This is a genomic window from Streptomyces sp. NPDC005752, assembly GCF_040630715.1.
GTDB lineage: Bacteria > Actinomycetota > Actinomycetes > Streptomycetales > Streptomycetaceae > Streptomyces.
On sequence record NZ_JBEXYB010000053.1, the window covers coordinates 1 to 18,953 of the forward strand.

Annotated in this window: 18 protein-coding genes; 14 read left to right on the plus strand and 4 right to left on the minus strand. The window is 69.3% G+C overall.

Features of this window, described 5'->3' with window-relative positions; all coding sequences use genetic code 11:
• Positions 1-92: 92 nt before the first annotated feature.
• The gene (locus ABZ441_RS30910; protein ID WP_358980221.1) at positions 93-3,110 is read right to left on the minus strand and encodes a hypothetical protein; all 3,018 of its coding nucleotides are present in this window, start codon (positions 3,108-3,110) and stop codon (positions 93-95) included.
• 176 nt (positions 3,111-3,286) lie between these two features.
• On the opposite strand from ABZ441_RS30910, the gene ABZ441_RS30915 reads away from it, so the two are divergent.
• Positions 3,287-4,158 (plus strand): IS5 family transposase gene (locus ABZ441_RS30915; RefSeq protein WP_358980223.1). Its coding sequence is split into 2 segments (ribosomal slippage): positions 3,287-3,638 and positions 3,638-4,158, totalling 873 coding nucleotides; the frame shifts between segments, so codons are not numbered across the junction.
• Positions 4,159-4,862: 704 nt separating this feature from the next.
• Here ABZ441_RS30915 and ABZ441_RS30920 read toward each other — a convergent pair.
• Together ABZ441_RS30920 and ABZ441_RS30925 are read right to left on the minus strand one after the other, a co-directional pair.
• A complete protein-coding gene (locus ABZ441_RS30920; RefSeq protein WP_358980297.1) occupies positions 4,863-5,084 on the minus strand; it encodes a hypothetical protein in 222 nt (73 codons plus the stop codon).
• Positions 5,085-5,155: 71 nt separating this feature from the next.
• The gene (locus ABZ441_RS30925; protein WP_358980225.1) at positions 5,156-5,413 is read right to left on the minus strand and encodes a hypothetical protein; all 258 of its coding nucleotides are present in this window, start codon (positions 5,411-5,413) and stop codon (positions 5,156-5,158) included.
• 211 nt (positions 5,414-5,624) lie between these two features.
• On the opposite strand from ABZ441_RS30925, the gene ABZ441_RS30930 reads away from it, so the two are divergent.
• Positions 5,625-6,560: a DUF5655 domain-containing protein gene (locus ABZ441_RS30930; protein WP_358980299.1), complete on the plus strand. Its 936-nt coding sequence runs from the start codon at positions 5,625-5,627 to the stop codon at positions 6,558-6,560.
• A 99-nt stretch (positions 6,561-6,659) separates the two neighbouring features.
• Here the strand turns inward: ABZ441_RS30930 and ABZ441_RS30935 are convergent, their stop codons facing one another.
• On the minus strand, positions 6,660-7,406 hold the full coding sequence (locus ABZ441_RS30935) for a site-specific DNA-methyltransferase (RefSeq protein ID WP_358980227.1): 747 nt from the start codon (positions 7,404-7,406) through the stop codon (positions 6,660-6,662).
• 580 nt (positions 7,407-7,986) lie between these two features.
• Here ABZ441_RS30935 and ABZ441_RS30940 point away from each other — a divergent pair.
• The 12 genes from ABZ441_RS30940 (at position 7,987) to ABZ441_RS30995 (ending at position 18,932) form a co-directional block, all read left to right on the plus strand.
• Positions 7,987-9,132 carry a C40 family peptidase gene (locus ABZ441_RS30940; RefSeq protein WP_358980229.1) on the plus strand — a complete coding sequence of 382 codons (1,146 nt, stop codon included), beginning with the start codon at positions 7,987-7,989 and terminating at the stop codon, positions 9,130-9,132.
• Positions 9,133-9,212: 80 nt separating this feature from the next.
• Positions 9,213-9,521, plus strand: coding sequence for a DUF6112 family protein (locus tag ABZ441_RS30945; protein ID WP_023421641.1), 309 nt, complete (start codon positions 9,213-9,215; stop codon positions 9,519-9,521).
• On the plus strand, positions 9,521-10,201 hold the full coding sequence (locus tag ABZ441_RS30950) for a hypothetical protein (protein ID WP_358980231.1): 681 nt from the start codon (positions 9,521-9,523) through the stop codon (positions 10,199-10,201). Before ABZ441_RS30945 ends, ABZ441_RS30950 begins: the two co-directional genes overlap by 1 nt.
• 28 nt (positions 10,202-10,229) lie before the next feature.
• Positions 10,230-11,639, plus strand: coding sequence for an ATP-binding protein (locus ABZ441_RS30955; RefSeq protein WP_358980232.1), 1,410 nt, complete (start codon positions 10,230-10,232; stop codon positions 11,637-11,639).
• 131 nt (positions 11,640-11,770) lie between these two features.
• On the plus strand, positions 11,771-13,237 hold the full coding sequence (locus ABZ441_RS30960) for an SCO6880 family protein (RefSeq protein WP_358980234.1): 1,467 nt from the start codon (positions 11,771-11,773) through the stop codon (positions 13,235-13,237).
• A 25-nt stretch (positions 13,238-13,262) separates the two neighbouring features.
• Entirely contained in the window at positions 13,263-13,715 is a 453-nt protein-coding gene (locus tag ABZ441_RS30965; protein ID WP_358980236.1) for a DUF6238 family protein, read from the plus strand.
• 25 nt (positions 13,716-13,740) lie between these two features.
• The gene (locus tag ABZ441_RS30970; RefSeq protein WP_358980238.1) at positions 13,741-15,246 is read left to right on the plus strand and encodes an ATP-binding protein; all 1,506 of its coding nucleotides are present in this window, start codon (positions 13,741-13,743) and stop codon (positions 15,244-15,246) included.
• Positions 15,247-15,278: 32 nt separating this feature from the next.
• Positions 15,279-15,974: a hypothetical protein gene (locus ABZ441_RS30975; protein ID WP_358980240.1), complete on the plus strand. Its 696-nt coding sequence runs from the start codon at positions 15,279-15,281 to the stop codon at positions 15,972-15,974.
• A gap of 129 nt (positions 15,975-16,103) precedes the next feature.
• Entirely contained in the window at positions 16,104-16,667 is a 564-nt protein-coding gene (locus ABZ441_RS30980; protein WP_358980242.1) for a hypothetical protein, read from the plus strand.
• 96 nt (positions 16,668-16,763) lie between these two features.
• Positions 16,764-17,525, plus strand: a complete 762-nt coding sequence (locus ABZ441_RS30985) for a hypothetical protein (protein WP_358980244.1) — start codon at positions 16,764-16,766, stop codon at positions 17,523-17,525.
• Between the two features lie 25 nt (positions 17,526-17,550).
• Positions 17,551-18,048 (plus strand): hypothetical protein, encoded by a 498-nt coding sequence (locus ABZ441_RS30990; protein WP_358980246.1) that lies wholly within the window; start codon positions 17,551-17,553, stop codon positions 18,046-18,048.
• A gap of 158 nt (positions 18,049-18,206) precedes the next feature.
• On the plus strand, positions 18,207-18,932 hold the full coding sequence (locus tag ABZ441_RS30995) for a hypothetical protein (RefSeq protein WP_358980248.1): 726 nt from the start codon (positions 18,207-18,209) through the stop codon (positions 18,930-18,932).
• The last annotated feature ends 21 nt before the right edge of the window (positions 18,933-18,953 follow it).

The window sequence follows — 18,953 nt, forward strand, 5'->3', positions numbered from 1 at the left end:
CGAAGAATTCGAGGCCCAGCACCATCGCTCCCAGGCGACCACGAACACCGCCTGAAACCAAAGACATCGGCCGCTACGAAACCCAGGGCAGCTCAATCACGGTCGGCTAGATGACCGAGCAACTGGCTTGCACGCCAGTCGTCGTGCTGGGACAGGTCCTCGGGGCGGAGGTGTCGCACAGCGTCGCGCCAAGCAGAGCGCCAGGTTTCCGGCAGTGAGGGTCCGTGGGGTTGGCCAATGGCAAAGGTGACCGCCGCGCTGCTGGCGATTGCGGGAATCGAATGGAGCAGTAGACGGTGCAGCACCTCGTTCGGCTCGTCCTGGATGAACAGAGAGTCGAGCAGCCAGGCGTCCTCCGTGCGCATTGCCTCGATCACGAACTCGGAAGCCTCGTCATCTTCACCTCGTCCGAGGACGGTCGAGATGACGCCTGTCCTGAAACGGGGATCATCCAGTGCAACGGTGAGGACATCTTCCGACAACGTGCCGGGCGAGGTGGTGAGCCATCGGGTCAGTGCGGCGCGAAGTATGAGTGGGCTACCAGCTGCGGTTGCGGCTGCGTGCCAAGAAGCGGGATCGGCGAGGTGAGGCACCATTCGGTCGGCTACCCAGACGCCGCCCCCGTGGTCGCCAGCAAGCTTGGATTGCTCAACCAGTGCGTCGAATCTCACGACTCCGTCGAGCGGTCCGAGCGCGGCGATCTTCTGTGCTAGGGCTTCCACTGCGTGGGCCCGGCCTTGCGCGGAGTCATCGCGGGTATCCATGTCGCCCCAACGACTCCAGCCGGTGAAAGACTCCAATTCAGGGTCGACGTTGAGCTCCGGGAGCCTACGGCCCCTGTCGCCACCGCGGGCGTCTGCAGCGTTGAGCATGCGTCGGGCACGGAGGGCCAGCCCAGGAAAGGCCTGGAGCAGGGGATGCAGTGCGGCCAGGATGCTAGCTCCGCCCTCCGCTCCCTGGCCCTTCTGGGCCTCGCTCGGTTCACCATTGTGCGGCACGAACCCTTCTCCGAGCCGCACCCATGAGCCCGCCAGGTCCAGCAGTGGAACCACCGCAGCCGGGGCGTTGCTCAGGTCATCCTGTCCTTCGGTATCTGCGAGAACGGGCACAACCTCGTCCCACAAGGAGATGAGTCGCGCCAGGTTTTCGGCACTTTCGACACCCTGGGCAAGGGTGACCGTGTTCAGATCACCCGGGTCAGTCCAGTTCCCCGATGTTTCAACGGCGAAGACACTCGCCAGCACTTCGGTGGCCACGGCCCAGTCCGACGGGGCGCGGTGAGTACGCAGCCACTCCAGCACTGGTCGCAGCAACAGCCCTCGAATTTCGAACGCCGTTCCGAAGTCCGGGTCTATGGCATTGGCCACATCGCTGAGCACGCGCAGCGGGTGCTGAGGGGTGGAATGACGTGGACGGTTGTCTTCCACTGCGAGGTCGAGCAGGCCCGTAACCGCCTCGGGCAGCAGATACTGAGCGGCCGACTGCGCAAGTTGACGGGCGGCGGCATCACCCTGCGGATCGACGGTGATCCCGTACGTCTGCTCGGTCTCGCGCGGGCTGGCGAGGACCGTACGGGCCTGGGCGACAGCGAACTGAGCGGCTCCCCGGTCCAGCCGGGCGTATTCGGACACTGCAGCGAAGGTTCCGGTGCCCCACTCGGTTGGCGTGGGCAGCGTTCGGACCCAGGCATCGGCGGTCATCCGAGCGTCAGAGGAGGCGGCCGAGACTCGGGCGGCGGACATCACGGCGGAGGCGAGGTCACGATCCCGGTCCGGGAAGGCGTCGCAGAGGGTGGACCACGGCCTGCCTGCCGGCCGCGTGAAGAACCACCGGGCAATCAGCGGTGCGCGCAGTGCAGGTTGCAGGTGCCAGACACCGTTGACAGTTTCAACGAGGCCATTGCGCGCGAGGCGCTCCATAAGGCCGGACATGCTGGCCGGCGGCTCGCCGACAAGAGGCGCGAGCGCGTACAGCGTCTCGCTGGACGCCCCTCCCAGTGCCGCTACACAGGCCAGAGCATCGACGGCCGTCTCGGACTCGGTGATACGGCGGAGGTGTCGTTCTACGTTCGCCAGGTGCGCTGCGCCGCTGGCCACCAGTCTGCCCTCGCCCTTGGCGAACATCTCACACAAGGTGAGGGCCCAGCCCGGCCGTCCGGCTGCCTGGTCGAGGACCACCATCCGGGCCCGGTGACCGGTGACGCCCAGTGAGGTGACCAGCGTGTTCATGTCGGATCGCTCCAACAGGTCAACGTCGACGCGGAGAGCTCTGGGAAGGGCCGCTGTTACCTCGTCTGCCTTGTCAGGCCAGGTGGTCGCGACGATGGCGAAGGCATGCTCCGCCCCGTGACGCGCCCGCCGCAGCATACGCATCTCATCGAGGCGAATGTGGGCGTCGTCCACGACAACGGCAGCGGGCCGGGTTTCCAGCAGCTCATCCAGAATGCGGTCCGCTTGCGCCTGTTCAAGGTAAGCGACCTGGCCGTCCAATTCGGTGGTGAGCCGCGTCTTACCTACACCAGGCACGCCCACTAGCACGACATCCTGGCCATGGGCGACCGTGTCGGCAAGCGTGGCGAGAGTGGCTTCCCGTCCGAGGAGGTCGGTTCGGTCAGCCAGGTCCTCCGACAGGTCCAACGGCCGATCAAGCAGAGCGCCCAGCTCTCCCCTGATGCCGAGGAGGCTGAACCGCCACACCGGCTCGGTGACGAGGCGGGTGACAAACCAGTCCTGGGCGTAGATGTGTGGTGCTGGGAGGTCGCGTTCGGCACACAGTCGATCCATGGTCGCGCGCTTCGTTGCGTCAACCGGTTGTGAACAGGCCATCACGATCAGATCGGCCTGCACATCCTCTTCATGCATTCTGCGAAGGCCCGTGCGCAGGTTCGCCACCGGATCACCGGTGGTGACCAGCAGACGCCCACGAGCGTCCACGTTCTCGGAGCCCCACGGAAAATAGATATCGGCATCGCGGCCGAAGTCATGCCCGCCCTCAACCGCGGACAGACCCGGGTACTGCGATTGCAGGAGCGCACAGGCGCAGCGTTCGAACTCCGTTGGGTGGATAGCCTGTTCGCCCAAAGCCCGGCGTACGCGTGCCACGAGATCCATGACCATTAATGCTACGCGCACCTTGTGCCGTACTGATGCCGTTTACCGCTCGTCGCCCGGTTCGATGACGGGCCGCGCACCCGGGGACCCAGGGACGACGAGAGCACCAAACCATAGTGTTAGGGCCTGTCCGGCGGATCATGTGACCTTCTGCCCGGTCGCTCGTTGGTTCGGGCATGGGTCGGGGGGATCTGACGAACCGCGAGTGGTCGTTACTGGAGCCGCATCTGCCACCTCTGGGTGGCCGGTGGAGCGACCACCGCATCGTGGTGAACGGGATCCTGTTCCGGGTCCGGACCGGTGTCCCGTGGCGTGACCTGCCGGAACGCTATGGCTCGTGGAAGACCGTCTATGAACGGCATCGCCGCTGGTCGGCGGACGGTACCTGGGACCGGATCCTGCAAGCCGTCCAGGCCGACGCCGACCTGGCAGGGCGGATCGACTGGTCGATGGTCGGCGTCGACTCGACGTCCTACCGGGCCCATCAGCACGCGGCCGGCGCACGCAAAGCCCGTCCGCGGATCCCGAAAAAAGGACGACGCCCCGGCACCACCGCCCCGACGAGGGACTCGGACGGTCCAGGGGCGGCCTGACCAGCAAGATCCACCTCGCCGGCGAAGGCGGCTGCCGTCCCATGGCCCTCCTGCTCACGCCGGGCCAGTGGGGCGACGCCCCGCAGATGGTCGAGGTCCTGGACCTGATCCGGGTTCCCCGGCCGCTGGGCGGACGGCCCCGGACCCGGCCGGACCACGTCAGCGGCGACAAGGCGTACAGCTCCCGCCGAAACCGCCGCTACCTGCGAAGACGCCACATCCGGCACACGATCCCCGAGCCGAAGGACCAGCGGGCCAACCGCCGCCGTAAAGGCAGAGAAGGCGGCAGACCAACGGGCTTCGAACGTGACCACTACCGGCGCCGCAACGAGGTCGAGCGGACCATTAACCGGCTCAAGAACTCCCGCGCAGTAGCGACCCGTTACGACAAACGGGCCTACGTCTTCCACGGCACCGTCACCGCCGCAGCGATCCGACTCTGGCTCCGCCAGTGATCCGCCGGACAGGACCTAATTTCGCTTTGAAATGGGCCGACGCTCCCGCATGCACCGACACAGCCGCTCCTTCTGCGCCCTCAGATCAGCTACGGAGTGTCTTCGCCAGGACCCGAGCCAGACTTGAGATCTGTCAGGACCGGACAGCCCGACGACACCGGCCGTCCTATCAGCGACTGGTGGATTTCACCCTCGCCACGGGGCTAGCGAGATTACCCTGATGGAGTGTCACGCACGGCCGTCCACCGGGACCCTTTGCGTCAGCGCGATCCATCCCCCCACGAAGCAGGCAAACGGCCAGGTTAGAGCGTCGGATCGTCGATATCGTCACAGAAACCAAACCTCCGGCCTACGCTTTACGATGCGCAGCCGGACGGTGCCCGATTTGCCGAGATTCCAAGTCATCCGAAACAAAAACCCCAGATCAGACCATGTAAGCCAGTCTCCCCCCGAGCAGCCTCCTACCGGCTCGCCCAAAGGCGTCCGTCCACCGGCTGTCCACCAGAGCGCCCCTCCGGGCGGTTTCCCGTGACCATTCAGTTGCGCGCGTGGGACGACCCGAACTGACGTGACCCTTCCGTCCGAGGCGCTTGTCAGGGTCTCACAACTGCTGCACGCGCTTTCGGCGACCACCTCGCCCGATGACGCGCCCCACTCAGTGAGGGTGGTGCGGCACGCGGACGGTGACCTCATACGGAACCGGATCAGCGCACATCGAGTCGGGTGGGCCACAAGCGGTCTGGGCCGTCGCGCCACTCCAGCCACTTCGGACATTCCAGGACTCCGTCGGGGTCGGGAACGCCGAGCGTTTCGAGGAAGACGACCAGGTCGTGGTCGGAGTAGGCGGTGCCCAGAATCTCGTCACGGCCTCGGCGGTGAACCGTAACTCGGCGGCCGCCTGCCGCCGAGGGGCGAGGGACGACGATCGGCGCACTACGCGTGCACTCCTCCCTGCAGTCGGTTTCCCTGACTGGCCATCGCTCGCGCTGGCCGTCGATCACCCCGCCCGCCGGACGGCCGGGGTCGCGCTGCGGATGCTGCTCTGGGCCAGCTCCTTCAGCTCCATTCGGGCAGCCGGGGTTCCGGCCGGCCCTCTCCAGAACGGGTGGTCGGCGATCTGGGCCGAAAGGTTCAGCAGACGGCGGCGGCCTTCGGTCGGGCTCGCGGCCGGGGAACCGTCCGCGAGCTGCCGGTAGGTGCTGTACCAGGCGGTCTGGTCATGGAGGAGGTCAGATGGGAAGTCGTACGGGCGCATAGCAACTATTAGATCGGATGTTCGATTTCGAGGGCAACCGGCCACGCGGATTGACGCGGACGACTTCACCGCCGTTAGCCAGGCGCCTTCCGCTACTCCTCAGTGTGCACCTGCCCCACCCGATGCCCAGATAGTCCGGCGAGCTGTAGGTGGAATATCCAGAGCGTTCGTTCGATTGGCTTCCTTGCAGAGATCGCGGGAGGGGGCGCTGGTGGCCAAGCTGATGATGTTCCGGCAGGACGCGGACGGACCCGACGTCGAGCTGGCCGGTTCGACGGTGGCGCTGGAGGTGGAGCTGCAGCGGCGGGTCGAGGCCGGCCTGGAGCAGATGCTGGGCGTCCGTTTCCTGGCATCGGAGTATCCGACTGGCCCCTGGCACCGGGGGCGGATCGACACCCTGGGGCTCGATGAGAACGGCAGCCCGGTGGTGATCGAGTTCAAGAAGGGCTCGGACAGCGGGGTGATGTCCCAGGCAGTCTCCTACCTGTCCTGGCTGGAGTCGGCGCACCACGAGTTCGAGGCGCTCGTGCGGAAGGTGCTGGGGGCGGACGCCGCCGAGTCCGTCGACTGGCGTCGTCCGCGGATGATCTGCATCGCGGCGGGCTTCTCGCACCACGACCGGGTGGCGGTGCAGAGGTTGCCCGAGCGGATCGACCTGGTGCGCTACCGGATCTTCGACGGTGGCCTGCTGGGGCTGCTGCTCGTGGACTCCGCGACCGGCTTCCCGAGCGCTGCCTCGTCTCGCCGGGGCCGAGAGCGGGCACCCGTGGCGGACAGCGTGCCGACGGCTTCGGCGGTCTCTCCGCCTGCGGGTGGAGGAGCGGTGCCGGAGTGCCTGCGGGACCTGTATGCGGAACTGGACGAGGCGCTCACGGCATGGGGCGAGGTGGAGGTGGCGTCCCTGCGGCACTACATCGCCTACCGGCGGTTGGTGAACGTGGCGTCGGTAATCTTCCGTCCGAAGCACGAGGCGATCCTGGTGTACCTCAGACTCGACCCCGACACGGTCGAGTTGGAGGAGGGCTTCACCCGGGACATGCGCGGTATCGGACACCTCGGGACCGGCGACCTGGAGGTCCGCGTCATCTCGGCAGCCGACTTGGAGAAGGCGGCGCCGCTGATCCGGCAGGCGTTCGAGGCGGCCTGACGTAACAGGAGGGGCGGCTGGTGCATCGGTTAGTCGATGCTCCAGCCGCCCCTCTGGCGTCTGTGGGCCGCCGGCCCTGGCCTCTCTTCGCTCTCACGCTCATGCCTCCGGTCCGGCCAGCTCGAAGTCGTCCTTCGTCAGTTCGGCCCGCAGCCGCTCCTCGGCGACGTCCGCGTAGTGCGCGGACAGCTCGACGCCCACGAAGCGGCGTCCCTCGCGCAGGGCCGCGACCCCGGTGGAGCCGCTGCCGGTGAACGGGTCAAGGACGGTGCCACCCTCGGAGCAGACCTGGACGAGCTGCTGCATGACCTCGACCGGCTTCTGGGTGATGTGAACCCGGCCCTTGCGGGGCTGGGAGGCGATGTAGTGCCCCGGCAGGTAGAGATCGCGGGTGTTGTCGAGGGAGCCCTTGACGCCCCAGATGATGAACTCCGAGTCCTGCTTCGGCCCGCCCTTGCGGGGCCGGCTGGACGGCTTGATCCACGGAATCGTGCCGCTCCAGGTCCATCCCGCCATCTGCAGGGCGTCGGAGGTGGTCGGCTCCTGGCGCCAGTCGGTGAAGACCATCGCGACCGCGTGCTCGGTCGAGGCCCGGTACGCCTCGGTGAGGAGTTCGGTGAGCCAGGAGCGGTAGGAGCGCTGGTCGCGGTTCTCTCCCGGGAAGTTGGCGAGGTCGTGCGCCGAGTTGCTCGTGACGTACTTGGCACGGGCGGTACGGCCGGTTCGGTCCGAGCTGGTGCGGCCCCCAGAGTTGTACGGCGGGTCGGTGATCACCGCTTGGACGCTCTCGTCGGGGAGGGACTTCAGGACGGTCAGGGCGTCGCCTCGGTGCAGCGTGTAGCTCATGGGGAGGGCCTCTTTTCGGGCGCGGCGGAGTCTTGACCTGCTCCGGGCAGCGCTCAACGGCGTGCATCCGGTGCGAGGTTGCAGCGGAGGTTAACGGCGAGTTCCGGCCGCGCCTAACGAGATGGTTTCCTGCTTCGGGCCCCTGGATGGCAGTCGTTTGGCGCGGCCGGAATCCCGGTTTACTGTCTCGCCGTGCCACCGGGAAGGAGCGCTGCTCCGCCCCCGTTGAGCTGTGCTTATCCGTGCTGTCTCGTCCAATCGAGCAGCGTCGGAGGCATGTTGCCCATCTGCCCGCGAGCGCCGTGAGGAGACCCCTGTGCACTGCCTGAGATTACGAGCGCGGCTGACTGCCGCGCGTGACCTGAAACCGGCGTCCTGGAGCTACCAACTCCCCTGACCTGGGCCCGCCGAGAGGCGGATGCACATCGGCGCGGTGCCGACGGCTTTGCACGAGAAGTCGGCACCGCGTCTCCTTCGAACACCGAGGAGCCGCTGCGATGCAGCATGCCACGACACACCCGCGCCCCGACCCACCTCCCTCGACCTGTCCGCACTACCGTCGCGCTGAACGGCGGCGGCCGTGAAGAAGACGACGGGAGCCCTCGTCGGTCTGTGCGCCACCGGACCACTCCTGCTGGCACTGCCGATCCTCGGCATCGGTGCCGGGACCGCCTCGGCCTCGTGCTCGACCGACGGTGCACAGGGTGTGAACGCCTCCGCCGTCGCCAAGCAGGTGAAGGCCACCCTGAACGGCGGCGACAAGGGCTCGGTCTCCGTGCCGGGTCTGGACGCGCCTGCCGACCAAGTGCCCAACGCCAAGACGATCCAGGCCACGGGCGTCGCGATGAACATCCCCGCCCGAGGGCAGGTCGTCGCCCTGGCGACCGCTCTGCAGGAGAGCGGCCTGCGGAACCTGACCTACGGCGACCGCGATTCGCTGGGTCTCTTCCAACAGCGGCCGTCGATGGGCTGGGGCACGGCCAGCCAGATCCTTGACCCGGTGCACGCCTCGACGAAGTTCTACGAGGGGCTCAAGAAGGTCTCCGGCTGGCAGTCCCTCTCTGTCACCCAGGCCGCGCAGGCGGTGCAGAAGTCGGGCTTCCCCGAGGCGTACGCCAAATGGGAGCCGCTGGCCACCGCCCTGCAGAAGTCCATCGAGCCCCTGCTGCAGAAGACCGGCGGTGCATCGCCGAGCCCGTCGCCGTCAGGCTCTGCCGACACCGGCAGCCCCTCTCCCGATTCCGCGGGGGGTTGTTCGGCGGACGGCGACGGGACGGACTTCGGCACCATCCCGGCGGGCGCGCTGCCGGACGAGTACAAGATTCCCGCCTCCGCGCCGCGAGAGGTGCAGACGGCGATCCGGTGGGCGCTGGGCCAGCTCGGCACCCCGTATCAGTGGGGCGGCACGTGCACCGACTCCCACGGCAAAAACCCGATGGGCCGCTGCGACTGCTCCTCCCTGATGCAGGGCGCGTACAAGGCCGCCGGGGTCACCCTGACGCGGACCACGTACACGCAGGTCAAGGACGGCAAGGCCGTCTCGGTCGATGCCCTCAAGCCGGGCGACCTCCTCTTCACCGAGGGGACGGCCGCCGTACCGGAACACGTCGGGATGGCGATCGGGCAGGGCCTGATCGTCCACGCCCCGCACACCGGTGACGTCGTACGGATCACCACCGTCGCGTCCTGGAAATCGCGGATTCTCGCGGCCCGCCGAGTCGTCTGACCGGCGCTCCTCCCCCCTCCCTCGCACCGCTGGTTCGCCCCACCGGGCCTTGGCGTGCGCTCATGCGAACTGGAGTTCCCATGTATCTCGCTGACCAGGTCATACAGCTCGCCTACGACCCCGGAATCAAGCCGAACGAGGGCGGGCTCCCGGGCCTCAACGTCCTCAAGCAGGTAATGGGCTCGATCAACCTCTTCGGGCTCATCGCCGTGGTCGGAGCCCTCGCCGTCAGTGCGGGCGTGTGGGCCTGGGGTCACCACTCGGGTGGTCACCAGGCCGAGGCGAACGGGAAGAAGGGCGTGCTGGTGAGCGCGGGCGCGGCCCTTCTTCTCGGTGCGGCCAACGGTGTGGTGGCGTTCTTCTCGACGCTCGGGACGCAGGTCCACTGATGGCTCAGCAATCCACCCACCCCGGCGGCGCATCTCGCGTGCGCCGCCGGGCGCTGCTCGGCACTGCCGTCCTGGCAGTGCTCGTCGCCCTCGCCGGCCTGGCCGCATACCTCACCCGCGAGGGCCGAAGCCCCTCCGATACTGCTTCCCCACCGCCGAGTTCGCCCACGGCGTCCTCGTCGCCCGCGGCACCGTCCGGGCCGCACACCCGGCCCCGCGCTCTGCCCGTTCCGCCGAAAACCCACGACCCGATCACGTACGGGAAGGCCGCCGCAGCAGCGCTGTGGTCGTACGACACCCGCGCCTACTCGCAGCCCGAGCTGCGCAAGGCGCTGCGCGGCTGGCTGACCACGGAGTCGAAGTACGCCGACCCGGCCTCCGTCGACGAGGGGGTCCCCTCGGCCACGCTGTGGAGGGAGATGGCGGCCAACAAGCAGGTCGCCACCGCCAAGGTCAACGAGGGGCACTTCCCGCACGCCTTCACCCAGGCCCTCCAGGACGACCCCGGGGCGATCACCCAGGCGTACGTCTACGCAGTCACGGTCTCCGGCAAGCAGTCGATTCGCTGGAAGGGCTCGGCCGCCGGCGGCGCGGAGAGCCGCTCCACCACCCTCGCAGTCCAGTGCCGGCCCAACCACCCCTGCGCCCTGGTCGGCGTCATGCTGTCCGTCGCGCCCTGACCCTCGCCCCAGAACGGAGGTACGACCCATGGGAGTCTGCGACTTCCCGCTGATGGACAAGGTGTGCGGCGCTGTCGACTTCGCCACCAACCCCGCCGGCACCGTCACCGACGGTCTCGGCGCGTGGATCGCGAAGTCGGCGGGCGAGCTGGCGTCCAGCGCGGCCGACCTGGCCGCCAAGGCCGTCAACAAGACGACGGCCATCGACCTCAACGCCGGGTGGTTCCGCGACAACTACGAGCTGCTGCTGCCCATCGGCCTCTCCCTGACCGTCGGCATCTTCTGCATCCAGCTCATGACCGCAGCCTGGCGCCGAGACGAACGTGCCCTCGCCAAGGCGGCGTTCGGCACCATGACCGGAGTCCTGTTCAGCTTCTCCGCCATCGCTTTCACGACCGTCGCCATCACCGTGGTGGACGCGCTGTCCGACGGCCTCTTCAAAGCCGCCAACACCTCGATCGACGACGCGATCCGTCGTGTGATCAAGGTTGATCAGATGGGGGCCATGTACGGCCTCGGCTGGGGTGTGCCCGCGCTGGTGGCCTTCGGGTGCGCGATCGGTGCCTTCCTCTACTGGGGCGTGATGGTGGCCCGCAAGGTCGGCGTCCTGATCATGGTCGCGCTCGCGGTGTTCGCCGGGGCGGGCGGCGGCTGGGAAGTCGCCAAACGGTGGCGGCGCGGCTGGATCGAGGCCACCGGCACCCTGGTCGTCTCCAAGCTGTTGATGACCGTGGTCTTCCTGATCGGCGTCTCCGCCATGGGCAAGACCGACGCCAGCGACGGAATGGCGGCCCTGTCCGACGCGATGGCCGGCATCGTCGTGATGGTCCTGGTGTTGCTCTGCCCCTACGCGACGTACAAGTTCGTCCACTGGGCCAGCGACGGCGGCGGCCACGACGACATGCACCGCACCGGTGTCGCCGGCATGGCGGTCGCCGCAGGAGCCGCAAAGACCGCAGGCAGCCTCGCGCTGCGGGCCGGTACCGGCGCCCCCGCTCCGCAGGGTCCGAACCAGGTCCCGGGCGCGGGCACGGATGGCGTCGCCTCCGGCATCAACCCCTCCGGCGGCAACCTCAGCAAGGAGGGCATCGACGCCGGGCCGCCCAAGCAGCAGACCCGCTTCCGGTACGGCGAAGACCCGGACGCGAGCGGCGACAAGGGCCGGGCTCTGATCCAGCGCCCCGGGATCCCGCCGCTGATCACCCGGCCCGGCGAGGACGAACCGGAAAGGTCCGAATCGACTGCCCAAGGCGTTGTGGGCGGCTCCGGTCACCTCACAGGCGCATCGGCTCCGGGCGGCGACATGACCTCCATGCCGCCAGCCGACCCCGGACCTTCGGCCTCGGGCACTCCGGCGTCCGCGTCCGGACCGTCGGCCACCGGCTCCGCGACGCCGACGAACTGGGTGTATCCCACCCAGCCGCCGTCGGGTTCCTGACCCACATCCCCGGGGGCGGGCCGCACTCCACGGCCCGCCCCCGCCCCCCACCAGCAGGAAGGTTCCGCCATGACGTCCAGAAGAGCGCCGCGCGCCGCGTCCTCCGCCCGCTCCCACCGTCTGGAACCACCATGTCCGGCAAGCACCAGCCCTCCACTCCCACCGTGAAGTTCCCGCACCGCAGCAGGCGCGGCGTCCTGCTCGGCCTGACCGTCCCGCAGTTGGCCGTCGCCGGACTCACCGGCCTTCTCCTGCTCGCCGTGATCCTCGCCCGCGGTGTGGTCGGCGCCCTCCAGCTCATCCCGCTGTGGGCCGTGATCGCCCTGCTCGTCTTCGTCCGCCACCGAGGCCGTGCTCTGGCGGACTGGGCCCCGATCGTCGTCCGATACGCGCTGCGCCGGATGCGAGGCCAGCTCGTCTGGCTCACCCGGCCCTCCCGCCGGCCGACCCGCGAGGGCCTGCTCCACCTTCCCGGCACAGCTGTCAGCCTGCGCGTGACCACTGCTCCCGACGGCAAATACGGCGCCGTCCACAACCCGCACACCGGGACGCTGACCGCGGTGGTCAAGGTCTCCTCCCGCGCCTACGCCCTGCTCGACCCCGGCACGCAGCAGGCCAACGTCGGCGGCTGGGGCCGCGCTCTGGCGGCCCTCGCCCGTACCGGGCAGATCGCCCGCATCCAGGTGATCGAGCGCACCATCCCCGACTCCGGTGACGCGCTGCGCCGCTACTGGGAAGAGCACGGCCGCCCCGACACCCCGATGGCCGGCGCGATCTACAACGAGCTGATCCAGAGCGCCGGCCCCGCAGCCGCCCCGCACGAGGCGTACGTCGCGGTGTCCCTGGACACCAAGGCGGCCCGCCGGCTGATCAACCGGGCCGGCGGCGGTCTCACCGGTGCCTTCAGTGTCCTCGCCCAGCTCACCTCCACGCTCGACCAAGCGGCGCGGACCGCCGGTCTCACCCCGACGGGCTGGCTCACCGCCCGCGAGATCGCCGCCGTGGTGCGCACCTCCTACGACCCGAAGGCGCTGGCGACACTCGACCGCTGGTCCACGGCCGGTCGCCCCGAGGCCGAGCCCGCCGCCGCCGGCCCCGTCGTGGTCGTCGAAAAGGCGGACCACATCGCCACCGACTCCGCCGTGCACGCCACCTACTGGGTGGAGAACTGGCCGCGCACCGAGACCAACGCCGGCTTCCTGCACCAGCTCCTGTTCACCGGCGGCGTCCGGCGCACGCTGTCGCTCTCCTACGAGCCGAAGAACCTCGACGCCGCCCTGCGCGACGTGCAGCGCAAGAAGTCCAGCGTGATCGCCGATGCCGCCGAACGGGCCCGGCGCGGCCAGGTCGACTCCGAGGCCGACTCGATCGAATACCAGGACATCAAGTCCCGCGAACGCCAGCTCATCGCCGGGCACGCCGACGTCGCCCTGACCGGTCTGCTGACCGTCTCGGCCGACACCGAGGACGAGCTGCGCACCGCCTGCGCCGTCGTGGAGACCGCCGCCGTCGGCGCCCAGCTCGATCTCCGGCCCCTGACCTGGCAGCAGGCCGAGGCGTTCACCGCCGCCGCCCTGCCGCTCGCGCTCGCCGCCTGACCCTTCCCTTCGAAAGAGCACCCTCATGTCCCGCACCGCCAGCCCGACCGCGCAGGACTTCGTGCCCTTCGCCACCGCCGCGCTCGACTTCCACCGGGCACTCAACATCCCGGGCGGCCCGCTGGTCACCACCCGGGCCGAGCTGGACACCCTGCACGCCCACCTCGTCTCGCTGTACGGGCTGCTCGACGCCCACGCCGGTCGCACCGGGCAGCTCGTCGCAGTCGAGGGCGACCAGCTCAGTACCGCCCGCACCCGCATCTGGCAGGCCGCCGAGCACCTCCACGCCGCCTACCACGCGGCGCCCCGGCCCGAGTCCGGCGAGATCCCCGAACCGGAGGCGTGCCAGGCCGGCCTTCCAGAGGGAGCACCGGAACTGACCATCTGCCAGCGCCACCAGCGCACCGCGCGCCTCGTGCGGCGGCGCACCACCCCGGCCGACCTGCACACCCCGTTCACCGGCCTCGTCCGCCGCTGACCCACCCCTCACCTGGAGAAACGTCATGCCCCGTACCCGCGCCAGTGCCTCCCCTCTGTTCGTGCCCGGTAAGACGACACGCGCCGAGCAGCGGGCCGCCCGATCCGGGTTCGCCGAAGCCCGCCGCCAGGCACGCCTCGCCGGAAACCCGCCCAAGCACCGCGCCGAGCAAACCATCGACCCGGATCTGCGGCCCACCTACCCGCTCGCCGGTCGCCCCGGCCCGGCCTCCGCCCGCGGCGGCAAGCTCGCCCTGCCCGCCCACCGGATGACCACCGCCATAGCCAGCGGCGCGTACCCGTTCGTGGCCGAGGGCGGCCTGGGCGCCGAAGGGGTGTTCATCGGCCGCGATGTGCACGCGGAGGCGGCTTTCTGCTTCGACCCGTTCTCGCTCTACAACAGCGGCAGGGTGGAGGGCTTCACGAACCCCAACGCGGTCCTGGCCGGGATCATCGGCATGGGGAAGTCGGCGCTGGCGAAGTCGATCGCCACCCGGTCGATCGCCCACGGCTACCGGATCTACATCCCCTGCGATCCCAAGGGGGAGTGGACCGGTGTCTCGCAGGCCCTCGGCGGCTACAGCATCGCCCTGGGCCCGGGGCTCCCCGGCCGGTTGAATCCGCTGGACGCCCCGGCCCGGCCCGCCTCCGTGAGCGAGGAGGACTGGTTTACGGAGGTTCGCAAGCGCCGTCTGCTGCTGCTGGCCAGCCTCGCCCGCACCGTGCTCAAGCGCGACCTGCTGCCGATGGAGCACACCGCCCTCGACCTGGCCTTGGATCTGGTCGTCGCTGACGCCGACGCCCGGGGCACGGTGCCGCTGCTCGGCGAGATCGCGCACGTACTCGGCTCCCCCGAACGCCTCGACCAGGCCCTCGGCCACCAGGCGGGGCACCTCGGTTCAGCCGCCCAGGACCTCGCCCACGCCCTGCGACGTCTCGTGCACGGCGACTTGAGCGGCATGTTCGACGCGCCGAGCACCTTTTCGTTCGACCCGACCACACCGATGCTGTCCATCGACCTCTCCCGTCTCGGCGGCTCCGGTGACGACACGGCATTGGTGCTCGCGATGACGTGCGCGAGCGCGTGGATGGAGTCAGCCCTCAGTGATCCCGATGGCGGTCGGCGCTGGGTGATCTACGACGAGGCGTGGCGGCTGATGCGGCACGTCGGGCTGCTGGAGCGGATGCAGAGCCAGTGGAAGCTCTCCCGAGGACTGGGCATCGCGAACCTGATGGTGATCCACCGGCTCAGCGACTTGCTCTCGGCGGGCGACGCTGGCTCGCGCGGCCGAGTCCTGGCCGAGGGGCTCCTCGCGGACTGCAGCACGCGCATCATCTACCGCCAAGAGCCCGACCAGCTCACCGCCGCGGCATCTCTGCTCGGCCTGACCGGGGTCGAGACCCAGGCGGTGTCCGCCCTGACCAAGGGCCGAGGTCTGTGGAAGGTCGCCGGCCGCTCGTTCATCACCCAGCACATCCTCCACCCGGCTGAGCGCGAGCTGTTCGACACAGACGCCCGCATGGCCGCATAGCCCAACGACCGGCACAGCAACGGGAATCGATCATGTCTGCTTCTTCCACTCCTTCCTCCGGTGACAACCAGCCGTCGCAGGCCACCGACCCTTTGGCGTGGCGACGGCACCTCCCGGCACTGGCCTCGGCCGCCGCCGGGATCAACGAGGCGTGCGACGCCTGGGACGCGGTTTCGGACTCGCTCTGCGACGCGGACGGCTGGCCGCTGGACGACAAGGTCTACGGGGACGGGAAGGTCAAGCGGGACGCCGAAGCGTGGAAGCACGCCGAGGTGTTCCTCGACCACGGACCCGAGGTGCTGGCCGGGGTCCGCGCCGCCGCCGACGGCCCCGACTACGTCGAGGGGCCGATCAGTGACGACCTCCGTCGGATACGCGGGATCGACATCATCCTGTTCCGGGCGGAGGAGCTGCGGCACGAATGGGACGGCGTCATGGCGCTTATGGACGGTTCGCAGCCGAGCGTGCTCCACCTCTACCAGGAGCGTGCCGAGGAGCACCGCAACACCGAAGGCTGGCACTACTCACACGAACTGGGTGCCAAGGGCCCGGCGTTGGTGCGCGTCAGCGAATACCTCGCTCACCGGGCGGACACCGAACGGCCGGCGCAGACCGAGCGCGCTCGCGTCGCCCTGACCCGCTCGACGCACCACACCCCTGCCGTGTCACCTGCTTCGCCCCAGGTCCCGCCGGCACCGCATCCGCCGGCTCCCGGTCGCTCGCGGTGATCCCTAGCACGCAGTCACGGCAACGCCAAACTGCCCGATCACCGGATCCTCATGGACCACCGCACTCCTTCAAGATCCACGCCCTGGCGGCTCCCGCCGTACGGCGGGTCGTTCGCAACGGAGACGTCCATGCATCACGAAACGCCGCCCCCGGCCGCCGCGTCCGATCCGCGTCGCCTTCAGGCCGCCCTCTGTTCCGTGCTCGGGCAGCGCGGCCTGGAGTGCACCGTCGAGTACGGCCTCAGCGACTACATCGTCCACGCCGAGCTTCCCGACGGCAGTTCGCTGATCATCTCGCCCCCGCAGGAGCCGCCCTCCGAGCACCCCGAGTCCCCGGAAAGCTGGATGGTCACCCGCCACCGGTCCGTCGAGCCTGCCGTCTACGAGGTGATCTACGACTCCGAGCCGGGCGGTCCGCATGCGCGCCACGGCGGCAGCGTGCCGTATCTCCTCTCCGCTGTCGAGGCCCGCCTGGACCAGCTTGGCGTACCGCCACGCCAAGAGCAGGAACGTTCCGGCAAGACGCGCGCCGCCCCCGTGTTCCCGCCCGACTCCGCTCCATCCCGGGCGAGTGTCGCTCTCGCCTCTTCGCCGTCGGTCGGCCAGCGCGTGCTCCCGACCGGTCCGCCGCCGGAGTCGTCCGCGCGGGCCGCGCCGCCGTCGGCCAGTTCCTCATCCGCTCCCCGGCTCTGACCGACCGCGATCCAGGAGTCCTCCGTGCACCGCACCCTCAGAACTAATCCGCCCGTCGCCCGCACTGTAACCGCACCCGCCTCGGATGGATCTGCCATGCCCAGCCACTACGACGTGCTGCCCGACCTGGCCTTCGGCCACCACCCCGTCCACGGCATCGTCGCCGCGAACCCGAAGAACCTCGCGGCCAGCTCCTGGATGCTCAAGGGATTGGACTTCCATCCCGTCCCCGACCAGCCGACGTTGTACGCGCTGGCCGACCAGAACCGTGACGGACACGGCCGTACGAGCCGGGCCATCGAGCTGCTGCGCAAGGCCGGCTACCAGGTCGATGTGGACGCCGCACTTGACCCGGCACTGGCGCCCGACACGGCACAGGTACGCGACCGCGGTCCGCTCGGTGAACCGGACGTCGCCTTCGCCGATCACCCGCAGCTCGGCATCGTCGCAGCCCTCGACGACCGTGTCTCCGGCCTCAGCGGGCTAGCGCTGGTGGAGGACGGCTGGCAGCACAACTCGAGCCTGGACATCTACACGCTCCCCGCGACCACCGATCGCGTCGAGGCGCTGGGGAAAGTCGCCGACGCCACGGTGGCCCTGCACCGTTCGGGGCTCCAGGTCGCAGTGCAGCCCCGCCTCGCTCAAGAGGTGGCGGCTCGGCCCCGCCCTGCTGCCCCACCGGCCGCCGGCCGTGAGCGCGGCCATGGTCCCGCTCGCGCGTCTCCGTTGAGCGCCGCCGCGCTCGCCGCCAGCCCGGCCCGTGCCGGTATCCCGGGCAGGGCGCCGGTCCCCGCCGCCGTCACCACACCGGCGGTCCGGCCGGTTGACCCCCGCATCGCGTACTCCCGCGACCGCTGATCCAACTCCTCAAGGAGGCGCTTCCATGGCCGTGAAGACGATCTGGCCTATCGACCACACCTGCGGTCACCAGGCTGACCGCGACTTGTCCGACCGACCGGCCGACCGCCGCGCCGGCTTCGCCGAGTGGCTCGCCAGGCAGGAGTGCACGGACTGCTGGCGCGCCTCGAACGAGGGCGACGAGCAAGACAAGGCCGCCTGGTTCAAGGCGAAGCGCGCCGAGGAGCAGACGGCGTCCGAAGCCTGGTCCGAGCAGTACCGGATGCCTCCCCTGGAGGGGACGGAGCGGGCCGTTCCCTGGGGCGTGCGCTGTCGTCACCAGATCCTGACCAACGCCTACACCGCACTGGTCACCGAAGGCACGACCAGCGAAGCGGAGTGGGCGGAGATCGAGGAGAACGCTCGTACGGTGACCCGTGGCGGGTGGTGGATAGACCAGAGGTCGTCCGAGCCCGAAGACCTCACCGAACTGCTCCGAGCCGCCACCGGGGCCGACCGGCCGACGGAGAATCCCTTCTTCTGACTGACCGGGTGCCCTGCTGCGGCGGGGCACCCGGCTGACCGCCACCGTGCGGCCTCTACCAGCGATTCTCGGCCGGACCAAACCCCGGATTTGCCGGACGCTCTGCCCACTGGCCCACCTCCAACGGGTCCTTCGCTCCCTCTGCCCCGGAGACTTCCGTGCCTACCTCGATCACCATCACGTCCGAGTTCAGCGGCAGCGTCGTTGCCAAGGGCGCTACTGATGACCTCTCCGCGCAGCTCCTCCGTCACGCCGGTTTCAGGCAGATCGACGACTGGCACGGCCGACGCCATCGCCTGCCCACCACCACTCCGCTCGCCGACCAGGTCGCCATCGCCACCCATGCGGCCGAGATGCTTCGAGCCGCTCGCTATGACGTCACCCTTCCGCCCTCTCTCGACACGGCCCGGAAAAGCCCTCCGGTGCATGCCCTCGGGCCCTACGCCGCCGGAGCCGGACTTCTCAGCATCACGGACCAGATCCGTGCAGCCGAAGACGGAGCCAGCCTTCAGCACGCAGTCGACCACCTCCTTCACCCCGAGCACGGTGCTCTGGAGCGTGTCCGGGAGGCTCTGGAAGCAGCGGGAGAACAGGTCAACGACCTGGACGACGACGCGTATGCGCTCGCCGACCGGTTCGGCTTCGCCTCGGAGTTCGTCAGCTCGGCCCAGTCTGAACTCGTCGACTCCGAGGCCGAACTACGCCGCGTCGGCACCGCTTCGACGAGTTACTCCGCAGCACGAACCGTCCGTGATCACCGAGGTGCCGCTCTGGCCACTTCTCCCGCAGCGACCCAGGCCAAAGTCTCCTCGTCGTCCAGTTCCCAGACGGCGCCGCTCACTACGACGGGTCACCCGCCGCGCGCCGCAACGCCCCGACGGTGACCCCGGCGGCTCTCTTCGCCG

Coding starts and splice junctions, on each gene's coding strand:
- ABZ441_RS30925 (WP_358980225.1), bottom strand. CDS start 5,413: ATGCGCCCGTACGACTTCCCATCTGACCTCCTCCATGACCAGACCGCC.
- ABZ441_RS30985 (WP_358980244.1), top strand. CDS start 16,764: ATGCCCAGCCACTACGACGTGCTGCCCGACCTGGCCTTCGGCCACCAC.
- ABZ441_RS30975 (WP_358980240.1), top strand. CDS start 15,279: ATGTCTGCTTCTTCCACTCCTTCCTCCGGTGACAACCAGCCGTCGCAG.
- ABZ441_RS30955 (WP_358980232.1), top strand. CDS start 10,230: ATGGGAGTCTGCGACTTCCCGCTGATGGACAAGGTGTGCGGCGCTGTC.
- ABZ441_RS30965 (WP_358980236.1), top strand. CDS start 13,263: ATGTCCCGCACCGCCAGCCCGACCGCGCAGGACTTCGTGCCCTTCGCC.
- ABZ441_RS30980 (WP_358980242.1), top strand. CDS start 16,104: ATGCATCACGAAACGCCGCCCCCGGCCGCCGCGTCCGATCCGCGTCGC.
- ABZ441_RS30950 (WP_358980231.1), top strand. CDS start 9,521: ATGGCTCAGCAATCCACCCACCCCGGCGGCGCATCTCGCGTGCGCCGC.
- ABZ441_RS30935 (WP_358980227.1), bottom strand. CDS start 7,406: ATGAGCTACACGCTGCACCGAGGCGACGCCCTGACCGTCCTGAAGTCC.
- ABZ441_RS30970 (WP_358980238.1), top strand. CDS start 13,741: ATGCCCCGTACCCGCGCCAGTGCCTCCCCTCTGTTCGTGCCCGGTAAG.
- ABZ441_RS30990 (WP_358980246.1), top strand. CDS start 17,551: ATGGCCGTGAAGACGATCTGGCCTATCGACCACACCTGCGGTCACCAG.
- ABZ441_RS30960 (WP_358980234.1), top strand. CDS start 11,771: ATGTCCGGCAAGCACCAGCCCTCCACTCCCACCGTGAAGTTCCCGCAC.
- ABZ441_RS30910 (WP_358980221.1), bottom strand. CDS start 3,110: ATGGATCTCGTGGCACGCGTACGCCGGGCTTTGGGCGAACAGGCTATC.
- ABZ441_RS30945 (WP_023421641.1), top strand. CDS start 9,213: ATGTATCTCGCTGACCAGGTCATACAGCTCGCCTACGACCCCGGAATC.